General features: G+C 47.4%; 12 protein-coding genes. 6 read left to right on the top strand and 6 right to left on the bottom strand.

Features of this window, described 5'->3' with window-relative positions; all coding sequences use genetic code 11:
* Positions 1-11 precede the first annotated feature (11 nt).
* Complete coding sequence (miaA, locus tag FHS56_RS08315; RefSeq protein ID WP_166919611.1) at positions 12-929, top strand: tRNA (adenosine(37)-N6)-dimethylallyltransferase MiaA; 918 nt, start codon at positions 12-14, stop codon at positions 927-929.
* On the opposite strand, the gene FHS56_RS08320 is transcribed toward miaA, so the two are convergent.
* Positions 909-1280 carry a hypothetical protein gene (locus FHS56_RS08320; protein ID WP_208409654.1) on the bottom strand — a complete coding sequence of 124 codons (372 nt, stop codon included), beginning with the start codon at positions 1278-1280 and terminating at the stop codon, positions 909-911. The genes miaA and FHS56_RS08320 overlap by 21 nt on opposite strands.
* 73 nt (positions 1281-1353) lie before the next feature.
* Between FHS56_RS08320 and FHS56_RS08325 the strand changes: the two genes are divergently transcribed.
* From FHS56_RS08325 to FHS56_RS08335, 3 genes are all read left to right on the top strand, one after another.
* A complete protein-coding gene (locus FHS56_RS08325) occupies positions 1354-2247 on the top strand; it encodes a flavin reductase family protein (protein ID WP_166919617.1) in 894 nt (297 codons plus the stop codon).
* A gap of 21 nt (positions 2248-2268) precedes the next feature.
* A complete protein-coding gene (locus FHS56_RS08330) occupies positions 2269-3045 on the top strand; it encodes an enoyl-CoA hydratase/isomerase family protein (protein WP_166919630.1) in 777 nt (258 codons plus the stop codon).
* 62 nt (positions 3046-3107) lie between these two features.
* Positions 3108-3686: a hypothetical protein gene (locus FHS56_RS08335; protein WP_166919632.1), complete on the top strand. Its 579-nt coding sequence runs from the start codon at positions 3108-3110 to the stop codon at positions 3684-3686.
* Positions 3687-3740: 54 nt separating this feature from the next.
* On the opposite strand, the gene lysA is transcribed toward FHS56_RS08335, so the two are convergent.
* On the bottom strand, positions 3741-5018 hold the full coding sequence (lysA, locus tag FHS56_RS08340; RefSeq protein WP_166919634.1) for a diaminopimelate decarboxylase: 1278 nt from the start codon (positions 5016-5018) through the stop codon (positions 3741-3743).
* Between the two features lie 440 nt (positions 5019-5458).
* The gene (locus FHS56_RS08345; protein ID WP_166919636.1) at positions 5459-5968 is read right to left on the bottom strand and encodes a phosphoribosyltransferase family protein; all 510 of its coding nucleotides are present in this window, start codon (positions 5966-5968) and stop codon (positions 5459-5461) included.
* Between the two features lie 55 nt (positions 5969-6023).
* On the opposite strand from FHS56_RS08345, the gene FHS56_RS08350 reads away from it, so the two are divergent.
* Positions 6024-7355 (top strand): hypothetical protein, encoded by a 1332-nt coding sequence (locus FHS56_RS08350; RefSeq protein WP_166919638.1) that lies wholly within the window; start codon positions 6024-6026, stop codon positions 7353-7355.
* Here FHS56_RS08350 and FHS56_RS08355 read toward each other — a convergent pair.
* Both FHS56_RS08355 and FHS56_RS08360 read right to left on the bottom strand, forming a co-directional pair.
* Positions 7325-8398, bottom strand: coding sequence for a glycosyltransferase family 4 protein (locus tag FHS56_RS08355; protein WP_166919640.1), 1074 nt, complete (start codon positions 8396-8398; stop codon positions 7325-7327). The genes FHS56_RS08350 and FHS56_RS08355 overlap by 31 nt on opposite strands.
* Positions 8395-9618 (bottom strand): glycosyltransferase, encoded by a 1224-nt coding sequence (locus FHS56_RS08360; protein WP_166919642.1) that lies wholly within the window; start codon positions 9616-9618, stop codon positions 8395-8397. Before FHS56_RS08360 ends, FHS56_RS08355 begins: the two co-directional genes overlap by 4 nt.
* A 93-nt stretch (positions 9619-9711) precedes the next feature.
* Here FHS56_RS08360 and FHS56_RS08365 point away from each other — a divergent pair, with 93 nt between their 5' ends.
* A complete protein-coding gene (locus tag FHS56_RS08365) occupies positions 9712-10182 on the top strand; it encodes a YkgJ family cysteine cluster protein (protein WP_166919644.1) in 471 nt (156 codons plus the stop codon).
* Between the two features lie 504 nt (positions 10183-10686).
* On the opposite strand, the gene FHS56_RS08370 is transcribed toward FHS56_RS08365, so the two are convergent.
* Positions 10687-11727: an aldo/keto reductase gene (locus tag FHS56_RS08370; protein ID WP_243844189.1), complete on the bottom strand. Its 1041-nt coding sequence runs from the start codon at positions 11725-11727 to the stop codon at positions 10687-10689.
* Position 11728 lies beyond the last annotated feature (1 nt).

Genomic DNA, 11728 nt, shown 5'->3' on the forward strand with positions numbered 1-11728 from the left:
ACAAATTTTTCTTGAAGCCTAAAACATTGGTAGTAGTAACGGGTCCCACAGCAGTGGGCAAAACAGCCTTGTGTGTAGAGTTGGCAAGGGTACTGCAGACGGAGGTAGTGTCAGCAGATGCCCGGCAAATCTATCGCGAAATGCGCATAGGCACTGCCCGCCCTACCGAAGAGGAAATGGGCGGCATAGTTCATCATTTTATAGCATCTCATTCTATACATCAAGAATACAGTGCCGGCAAGTATGAAAGCGAAGCCTTGGCGCTGCTGTCTTCGCTTTTTCAACGATACGACACTGTGCTCCTCAGCGGTGGCTCCGGTTTATATATCAAAGCGGTATGCAGCGGGTTGGACAGTTTCCCAGACATACCAGCAACCACACGACAACAACTGCAACAAGAGCTCAAAGAAAAAGGTTTAAAAGCCCTGCAAGAGGAATTGGCAGCCGTTGACCCCGAAAGCTACGCAGAAATAGACCTGCAGAATCCGCGGCGCGTGCTGCGCGCTTTGGAAGTATGCCGCACTGCCCACCGCCCCTACTCTTACTTCAAACAACGCGCTGCTGCCAAACGCCCTTTCCGCATCAGAGGCTTTGTTTTGAACCGCCCGCGCCCTATGCTATATGAGCGCATCAACCGACGGGTGGACATCATGATGCAAGAAGGCTTATGGCAAGAAGCCCAGCAGCTATTCCCTTACCGCCATTTAAGTGCTCTGCAAACCGTAGGGTATCAAGAGCTCTTTGAGAGCATGGAAGGGAAGCACGACCAAGCTACCGCCGTAGCACTCATCAAGCAAAATACACGGCGCTATGCCAAACGGCAACTCACTTGGTTCCGCCATCAACATCCCGAATTTGAGTGGATAGACATAGAAGGGGCAAGCACTTCACAGGTCATTGAACACATATTAAGCCGGCTTCACTCCTAATATCTTGGCTATAGCTTTGGAAGGATGGTGCGTAAGGTAATAGTGATAACGCCGTTCAGCAAGGAGCTGCTGCTTACGGGCAAGAATCAAGGCTTTCGCTTCTTCATCGAGGGCAGCTTCTCCCCCCTGTTCGTCAAAAAAATTTTTTACTGCCTGTTGCATTTGCTCAATCGACCGGGCTTTTTCGAGCACTTCCGCCAAAGCACGGTTAGCTGTCTGGGCTTGTTGTTGTTTCCATCTGCTGTCTGCCTGCTGGTATTCCATTTGAGCTTTCTTTAAGCTGTAATATCCAATCATGGCTATAAAAAACAATACAGATATTGACCAAATGATAATCGGCGCGAATCCCATAGTTTTATGATTTATTTTATCTTTGACAAAGATAGAGAAGTATTTTGTCATCAAAAACCAATCTGTTTCGTTTATGTACAAAACCATAGACCCCAAAGAGATAAACACAAGTGAGTTGCACAGCTATCTGCTAGGTGCCGTGGCTCCGCGCCCCATTGCTTTTGCCAGCACCATAGACAGCCAAGGCAATGTAAACGTGAGCCCTTTCAGTTTCTTCAACGTTTTTGGTTCCAATCCACCCACTTTGATTTTCTCACCGTCACGGCGGGTGCGCGACAACACCACCAAACATACCCTCGAAAATGTGCAAGAGGTGCCCGAAGTGGTCATCAATGTGGTGAACTACGCCATGGTAGAACAAATCTCGCTGGCAAGCACCGAATACCCCAAGGGAGTAAATGAGTTTGTAAAAGCCGGCTTTACAGAGCTTCCTTCACAGAAAGTAAAGCCCCCTCGCGTGGGTGAATCGCCGGTAGCATTTGAATGCAAGGTAAAGCAAGTCATAGAAACAGGAAAAGAAGGGGGGGCAGGTAGCCTCATCATTTGCGAGGTGGTGATGGTGCACATTAAAGAAGAAGTACTCGATGCCCATGGTAAAATAGACCAACACAAAATTGACTTGGTAGGAAGGCTGGGGGGCTTGTGGTATGTGCGTGCCTCGGGAGACGCCTTGTTTGAAGTACCCAACCCCTCAGGCAGCCAAAATATTGGCTTTGACGGTCTGCCTTCGTTTTTGCTGGAAACCGACCGCCTGACTGCCAACGAATTGGCAAAGCTGGCACGCCATGAAGCACTTCCTTCGCCTGCCCAAGTAAAGGCTTTTGCTGAAAGTGAGGAGTACCGCCGGCAACTGCCTGAACAAGCCAAAGAAGAGCAAATATACGCCCTTGCCAAGCAATACCTGCGCAACAACGAAGTAGAAAAAGCCTGGCTTTGTCTTTTACAATTAAATAACCAATCATCCTAACTTGCTAAAAAACACAGTATCATGAGCGAACAACTGCTTATTCAACAAGAAAAGCATGTCAAGTACATCACCCTGAACAATCCACGTCGTAAGAATGCCCTCACCAAAAGCATGATGACCGGCTTATCGGCTGCCATCCAAGAAGCAGAAAAAGACGGCACGCGTGTCATTATACTGCAAGGAGCAGAAGGCAACTTCAGCAGTGGCGCCGACCTGATGGCAGGCGATGAGTTGCGTGCCGACGTAACCAGCTACCTAAAAACAGCTGTTAACCCCACCATTTTGGCGATACGCCAAACAGATATCCCGGTCATTGCGTCTATCAGTGGTGTGTGTGTAGGTCTGGGTTGCAACTTGGCACTGGCTTGCGATATGCTGCTGGCGTCAAAAGAGGCGCGTTTCAGCCAAATATTCACCAACATAGCCTTGTCGGCAGATGGTGGCGGCTCTTATTTCCTGCCCCGTATGGTGGGGTACCAGAAAGCGTTTGAGTGGATGGCGCTGGCAAGCATGGTGTCGGCAGAAGAAGCTTATCACTACGGCATGCTCAACCGTTTGTATGAAACGCCACAGGAACTGCAAGAAGGCACCCGCGCGCTGGCGCAACAATTGGCAGAAGGTCCATTCATCGCTATTAAACACACCAAAGCTAATTTGCGCAAGGGCATAGAAGGTAGTTTGGAAGAGACTTTGAACTTAGAAGCCGAAAACCAAGGAAAGAATTTTCTGACCAAAGATTTTCTTGAAGGGGTACAAGCTTTCTTCGAAAAACGAAAACCAAAATATCAAGGCAAATAAAGCATGTACTTTTTGGTGCATGTTCGCACTTTTCTTAACTTTAAAGAAAAGAAGAAAATCCTATGAAAGCTTACTACCTCCTCATTTTCCTTGCTTTAAGCTTACTCTTTGCTTGTGGGCAAGAAAAAAAGAATGAAGAAGAAACAGAATTTAAGCACACGCCAGAACTGAGCCAACAGCTGGAAGCCACCCACCAACAGTGGGTAAAAGAACACCAACAGTGGGTAGAAGAGCACCGTCAGTATGAAAAAGTATTCCATGACCTGCGCAACCTCTATCAGAAAACGGCTAAGCGCCCCTCTGCCTCTTTTGACTCACTGAGCCATGTTCTGCAAAAAAGTGTGGAAGAGCATGCCCAGCTCTTATCTGACCATGTAGCACGCCTCGATGCACATGGCGAAGTGCTGTTGCGTCATAAGAGAAAAGAGGTAGATGACACCTATGCCCAAAAGAAAGAAGAAAATGCTCAAAAGCAGCACCAAGCGATGCTCAAAAAACACGACGAGATGCTAAAGCGTTACGAAGAGCAGCTGCAGCACCTTTTGGAGATGATAAAGGAAGCTGGGGGGACCCCTCCCTCAATGGAAGAGATAGACCGGCAGCTCCGGGGAGAAAGCATGTCGGCAGACAGTGTAAAGTAGTATGGCAATCAAAAGGGGCTCAATGTAAGCCCCTTTTGATGTTAGTGCTTGTTTTTATTTTTCTTTGACCGTGGTTTGCTTAGCAGCACGGTCTGCTTCTTCCCAAGGCATTGGCAATTGGTTACGCAAAAGGTCGTCAAGAGATTCTGCCTTCCGAATCAAATAAGGTTTGCCCTTATAGAGTAGTACTTCTGCCGGGCGCGGACGCGCATTGTAGTTGGAGCTCATAGTGAACCCATAGGCACCGGCATTGAGAATAACCAAAATATCGCCTTCGCGCACCTCATGCAATTGGCGGTCCCAACCGAAAGTGTCGGTTTCGCAGATATAGCCTACAACTGTGTAAATGCGCTTGGCTCCTTCTGTATTCGATGCGTTCACAATTTCGTGATAAGCATCGTACATCATCGGGCGGATGAGGTGGTTCAAACCAGAATTGACCCCTACAAAAACCGTAGCGGGCGTGGTCTTCACTACATTGGCTTTCACAAGCAAATAACCGGCTTCACTCACCAAGTATTTTCCCGGTTCAAACCATATTTCCACCTCTTTGCCATACTCTTTACTAAACGCCCGGTACTCAGCTTTTAAGCGCTGGGCAAGCGTTTCGAGGTCGGTAACCACGTCGCCTTCTTTGTATGCCACTTTAAAACCACTGCCGAAATCGATAAAATCCAGTGCAGGAAATTCGCGGGCAATATCAAACAAGATGCGGGCACCCTGCAAAAATACTTCTGCATCGAGGATATCGGAGCCAGTATGCATATGCAAGCCGTTCACCCGAATGGCGTACGTCTGAATCACCCGCTGTAAATGGCGCATTTGAAGGATGGAAATGCCAAATTTTGAATCGATATGCCCGGTAGAGATTTTATGGTGTCCACCCGCCATAATGTGAGGATTCAGGCGTATGCAGCAAGGCACGTCGCTGCCGTAAGTGTGCCCAAACTGCTCCAAGATGGATATGTTGTCTATATTCACTACCACTCCATAGTCCACTGCCTGTTTTATCTCTTCAAAGCCCACGCTGTTGGGGGTAAACAAGATTTCGTGGGGTTCGAAACCGGCTTTTAAGCCCAATTCTACTTCTTGAATAGAGACGGCGTCCAGCCCCACCCCCAAGCGTTTCATCAACTGCAAAATCGCCTGATTGTTCAATGCTTTGAGCGCATACTTTATTTGCACGGGCATTTGCTCAAATGCCTGTTGCATATGTTTTACCTGCTGCTCTATTTTGGAAGCATCATATACATAAAGAGGCGTGCCAAATTGCTTGCACAAGTCTGTCACAGGGATGCCTTGAAGGCAATACTGCCGGTTGATAAGTTCCATAGCTTTGATTTTTATTGTAATGACCAGAAACAAAGATACTAATCGCTTGATTTTGTTTTTGCAGCTGTGATAAACAGAAAAGCTTTCGATAAAGTGAAACGATATTTTTTATCATTGCCTTTTGCGGCTTACTTGCCGATGCGGGCTCTTTCAAGTCGCATCTACCAGCGCTTCGGATGAAGGAATAGTCCAGAGCTTAAAAGAGGTCTCGCATATAGGCACTGACAGCAGCGTGGTGCTGCTCCACCAGACCGACGGTTATTGACGAAGCACTAAAAATACAGTTCCAAGTGCTGATATTCCGCTCCATGAGGTGGTATTGAAAATGAACCGAGTAGCACACGTGCCAAGCCCAACGAACGGGTAACCGATTTGCTTCAATATTTTGGTTTGCTCGATAAAACAATTAGGGGAGCAGACTTTTGATTTTGCACATACGCTCAGTAAAGATAGCACTCCCACTGGTTACCTTCTTTTTTTACCTCTACATGATTCTGCAGGGTGGTAGATAACGCCAAGCCCACGAAATCGGGCACTACGGGGAATAGTTTATGGTCGCGATACACCAAAACAGCCACTTGTAGTTTGGGAATGGCAATATGGTAAAAAGGCTGCAGAGCGTAAATCAAGGTGCGCCCGGTATTAAGCACATCGTCCACCAAGATGACCGGGCAGTTGGTCAACTCTTCGGCTTGCGCTTTCAATTGCACTTTGCCGCATACGGGTGCCTGTTTTTCTACCTCTATTTTATGCAAGCCCACGCTTTGCTTACTTATTTTCTTGTACTCTCCGGCAATTGCCTCTGCCAGCCAATAACCAGTAGGTGCCACCCCTACAAAAGCAATTTGTTCGTAAGTGTGATTTTCTTCATAAATTTCAAAGGCAATACGCTCTATCTTTTGTTTGATTTGCTTGTCTGTCAAGATGCGTGTAGCTTGTATATTTGCCATTGCTCCATGCCTGTTTTGTTGGCAAGATAGTAAATGTGCCTTGAAATAAGTAGCTATGTTTCGAATGTCTATTGAGGATTTTGTTTTCTTTCCTTTTTTTTTACTGCTGATTCTCTTGATTGCGATGCTACTCAAGCCGGCAATCACCAACCCCATCAGCCGGCGTTATTACTACCCTGCCTTGGGTGTGAAGCTGCTGGGTGCCATCGCTTTGGGGCTCATTTATCAGTTTTATTACGGCGGGGGCGATACCTTTAACTTCTTCCATGACAGTTATTTTATTTGGCAAGCTTTTCTTGACAATCCCATAAAGGGGCTCTCTATCATTTTCAAAGGTGTTGATTTTGAAGATGCGGACACTTATTATTACTTGCGCTACGCTTATTTTGCCATTGACTCAAACACCTTCTTTGTGATTAGATTGGGTGCACTCTTTGGTATCTTCACCCTGCACCACTACTCTGCCATTGCGTTGTGTTTTGCTTTTGTAAGCTTCACGGGCGTATGGGCGATGTACCGCACCTTTTTTGTGATGTATCCCATGCTTCATCGCCCGTTAGCGTTGGCTTGTCTTTTTCTACCTTCGGTTTTTTTCTGGGGGTCGGGCTACATGAAAGATACCATCACACTGGGGGCACTTGGATGGGCTTTTTATAGTTTTTACTGGGGCGTTATCCGCCAAAAAAAGATGATACGTCATCTTATCATCTTCGCACTCGCTGTTTGGTTTATCTATCGCATCAAGATTTACATCCTGCTTTGTTTTATACCCTCCTTGATTTTGTGGGTTTTTCTGAGATTCCGGAACCGTATGCGCCCGGGTTTGCTGCGTGCCTTAACAGTGCCCTTACTTCTGTTGCTAGCAGTACCTGTTGCCTACGTGGTGGTTAACGAAATCACAGAGGGGACACGCTACTCTATAGAGTCGCTGACAAGTACCACACAAACCACCGCCGAATGGCTTTATTATGTGAGTACCATAGAAAGCGGCTCTGCTTATAGTTTGGGTGAGTTCGACGGCACATGGCAAAGCGTAATCAGCAAGTTTCCGGCTGCCGTGTGGGTGGCTCTTTTCCGCCCTTACTTGTGGGAGGTGCGCAACCCCGTCATGCTGTTGGCATCGTTGGAAGCCACTGCTTTTCTGTTTTTTACGTTCCGGCTGATATGGCAAATGCGCAACAAACTGCTCACCTTGGCACGCTATCTTTTCGAAGAACCCCTGATTATGATGTGTCTGGTTTTTGCTATCAGCTTCTCTTTTGGTGTGGGAGTAAACAGTTATAACTTTGGCACGCTGGTGCGCTACAAAATCCCCATGATGCCTTTTTACGTGTCGGGCTTGTATATCCTGCGCTATTACGCAAACAAACGCACCACGCTCATTTGATTGGCACGCACAGAGTAGTGTTTCTCCACAAAAGAGCGCCCTGCTTGCCCAAGTTTTAGTCGTAAATCGGGCTCTCGGATGAGCTGTTCCAAATAGTGATACCAATCTTCGGCGGTATGGGCGCAAAAACCCCGCTGCCCATGTGCCACTATCTGCGTGTTTACCCCCACAGGTGATACCACAGGCGGTATTTCCAATGCCATGTATTGCAATGCTTTAAATCCACATTTGCCCTTTGCCCATGCGTCATCTATCAAAGGCATCAAACCGATGTCTATGGCTTGCAGGTCTTCGATTTCCCGCTCTTTGGACCATTGCACAAAGTCTAAGGCAGGCAGTTCGAAGTCAGGAGCGACATTACAGATTACCCGCACTTGTATGTTATACTTTTCTGCCAATTGCCATAAAATGGGGGCTATGATTTTCAGGTAAGGCAAGGTAGAGTGGGTTCCTGTCCAGCCAAGTATGATGGTATCCGATGCCATATTTTTCTGTGCCACCGGACGATGATAGTCTGTATCAATGGTTGTTGGAATCGTTACCACCGCAGGGTTCCATTGGCGTGCAAACTCAGCCAAATAGTCGTTACCTACGCTTACCTTATGGGCATAACGGCAGATATTTTTCACTTTAGAATGCCACTTGATAAAGGCAACCATACGATTTTGTTTCGAGGTGTTGGGCAGCCAAATGGCATCATCGAAATCATAGATAAGTTTTTTTTTGAGCACTCGACTTATCCACCACTCCAATACGGGTGGACCCACCGGGGTCAACTCACGATGCACAAAGACGAAGTTGTAGCGTCTCGCCCGCCATAACAAAGACAGGCGCCGCAAAAAGCCCCGCAACAATCCAAAAAACTTAGCGCCCCAATTGCCCGGACAGTAGAGTATTTGCCAAGCTTGCCGGTCCCAGAAGCTCTGGAAGTGTATTTCGAATCCTTCGGCTTTCAGATAGCCGTAGTACTGTTCGAAGCGAAACCGCTGTGAAGGTGCTTCGCCTTGTGGATAAGGCGCCAGAAACAAAATGCGTTTTTTCATGAGCGTGCCATTCGTTGATAAACTTCCTCGTAGCGCTTTATTCCTTCTTCTAAGCTAAAATATTCGCTTGCTATAGCCCGGAAGCTCTGCGGCGGCGTACTTATCACTGCCGGTAGCTGCTCTATGACCGCTTCAAACGCTTTATCTTCATAGCCATAAGCCCAAGGCTTAGCGCTTGGTTTTGAGCGTAATAAAATGCCACAGCGATAAGTAGAAAACAGATGGTCGTGGTCACCTACCTGCTCATTGGCTATGACGGGCAGACCACAGGCAAGCATTTCGCCCATCTTGGTTGCCGAAGAGGCTATCTTTGAAAATGCCGGCTTGATAAAGAACACCCCCACATCTGCCTGCGCCAAAAGTGCGGGTACTTCTTGGCGCTCTGCTGCACGCACTTCTATGCCTTCAGGCGATATTTGTAAACGGGCACAAGCGTCCTTCACTATGCTTTCCGGTTCGCGGGTAACAATGACAAAGGTAGCTGCTGGGTAAAACCGACGCACATGATGAAAAAACCGCAACATATCGTCAAGCAAATACCAAGTGCCCAGTGAACCTAAGTAAATTAAACGCAAAGGAGTTTCGACCGTGCACAGGCGGGCAGTACGCAACTTGCTGAAATGTTCTAAATCCACACAACAGGGGATAACTGTTATTTTCCCGACAGGCACTTGCCAATGAGTGGTCATCCAATCTCGAGCAGCATGTGTCAAGGATATTATATGATGCGCTTCTTGCAAAAAAAAGCGTTCCTCTCTTTTAAAATAGCGATATACCCAATAGTGCAAAGGATTGTTCAGTTGCCATATCTTTCCGTCTATACGCTCATCTGCCCAAAAGCCGCGCATGTCAAACAGAAAAGGGGTACCATAGCGTTTCTTTATTCGGCGGGCAACCCACGCCCCTATATAACTGCGTGCATGCAGGAAATCAAATGCTTTTTGCCGATGCAGATGACTGGCTTTCCGATACAGACGGCAAACATTTGCCCACTGAGCCAACAAAGGGGGGCGACGTAGATAACGCACAGGCTGCCAATCAATAGAAGGGTGTAGAAATTCAGCAATATGGGTGGCTTCACGCTTGTATCGCTCCGGTTTTTCCAAGCTCATTAAGGTAATATCAACCCCCTTTTTGGCTAAGCCGTTCAGATAAGGTATCACTTGCGACTGCCCCAGAGGGTCGGTCATACCATCAGGCGAAATGTAAAGAACCTTCATAGAATAGATATTCAGCAAAAATTGCCTTTCAAAGATAGAAAAAGTTATACCTTTGCCGATGGCGAGCAAGATGCAAACACCGCCCACAAACTCATGCAAGTTGAAACATTAAAAACCGAAACAAAAAAAGCATTCAAAAGACTACTACAACAAAAGAACAGACAACGGCACATCGAGCAATTGGCTGCTGAACTACATCAACAGGTCTTTGCCACCACCGATTGCCTTAGCTGTGCCAACTGTTGCCGCAGCATACCGCCTATTGTTACGGGAAACGACGCACGCCGCATTGCTAAGTACTTAGGCATGAAAGAAAGGGATTTTGTAGATGCTTATCTTCGGATGGATGAAGACGGCGACCAGGTGATGAAGACCACCCCTTGCCCCTTCTTAGATGAACAGAATTACTGCCGTATTTATGAGGTACGCCCCAAGGCATGTGCCGAATATCCACATACCGATATGCGCGACTTTTGCAAGCACGCATCCCTTCATCTGCGCAATGCGCAATGGTGTCCTGCGGCTGCTCGTATTGTAAACCAAATTGTCGAGCAGTGTCTATAGGCGGCAAGCCCCGCTTGTAAGCGAGTGCCGTCACAACTGTAGCCTCTTCAAGTCAATGACGAACCAATCACTCGTTTTCCTACTCAATGAAGCGAAGTAGCTGTTTGCACTCTGCCAGATAAGCCTTCCATTATGGGGAGTAGCCGGTTGTGTAAATGCTCTACATCTACTTTTAGCGTAAAATCACGGCTTGCCGTGGCATAACAAATCTACTGTTTTAGGTGAAACCCCGACAGTCAACACAAATCCCATCAAAAGTATAGGCGCGTACGTAGTAAGCGATTTATCTTTGTTGTATAACTACTTTCTGGCACCCGGTCTTTCTTTGGGAATCAAAATTTATAACCTAAACGATGCTGACTATTATCATGCGGGTTACCGCAAGTGGAGTAAGTCAAGGATGGTACACCAGCCGTTTGCCACAAGCAAGGCGGCACGGTTATGTTACTTTACGTATGAATTTCTAAAAAGCAAGAAGAGGTGCTTGCAAGCACCCCTTCCCTTCTACCGATTTAAGCGATGATTTTCTATGCTGTGTTTATGGTCTCCAAAAATGACATCTTGCACGCTATCGTAGCGCAAGAACTCATGCGGAAAGCCTAAATCTACCCGGCTGACTTCGTCGAGCTGACGGAAATGCTCTTCGGAGAGCTGCCAATTCAGGCAGCCCATCGACTCACGGAGTTGTTCTACCCGCCGTGCTCCTACAATGGGAATGATTTGCGGATGCCGGCGACGCAACCAGTTAAGCGCCACTTGGGATGCTGGCACTCCCAATTTGTTGGCTATTTCACCTACCTGCCGAGCAATGTGTAGGTTGCGCTCTGTTACCTTGCGGCTTTGCGGCGACAAGCGCCCCTTCCCTTCAATCTGTCCATCGTTGTATTTGCCGGTAAGTAAACCCGCACCCAATGGAGACCAAGGTGTAATGCACATGTCGAAGTGGTGTGCCATAGGCAGCAAGTCGGCTTCGGGGGTACGTTGAATCAGACTGTATTCAATCTGCAAGCCGATAAAGGGGGTCCATCCCCGCCACTCGGCGAGCGTATTGGCTTTGGCTACAATCCAAGCCGGTGTATCGGAAATACCTATATAGTGCACTTTACCTGCCGAAACCAAATCATCAAGCCCACGCATCACCTCTTCAATAGGCGTAGTGAAATCCCACATATGCACCCACAGGATGTCTATATAGTCGGTATTGAGGCGGCGCAAGCTGCCCTCTACCGAGCGCATCATGTTCTTGCGGTGGTTGCCCATGGCGTTGGGGTCGGTGCGGTCATCGTAGAGAGTATATTTGGTAGCAATCACATAACGGTCGCGCTGGGGCTTGACAAATTCGCCCAACCACTTTTCACTGGTGCCTTCGGTATAGCGGTTGGCTGTGTCAAAAAAGTTACCGCCTTGTTCTACAAAAGCCTCAAATATCTTGCGGCTTTCTTCTTTGTTAGCGCCAGTTCCCCACTCTTCGCCAAAAGTCATGGTGCCTAAGCACAACTCCGATACCCGCAAGCCGGATTTTCCAAATAGTTTGTATTTCATCATG

The sequence above is a fragment of the Thermonema lapsum genome, from assembly GCF_011761635.1.
Lineage (GTDB): Bacteria > Bacteroidota > Bacteroidia > Cytophagales > Thermonemataceae > Thermonema > Thermonema lapsum.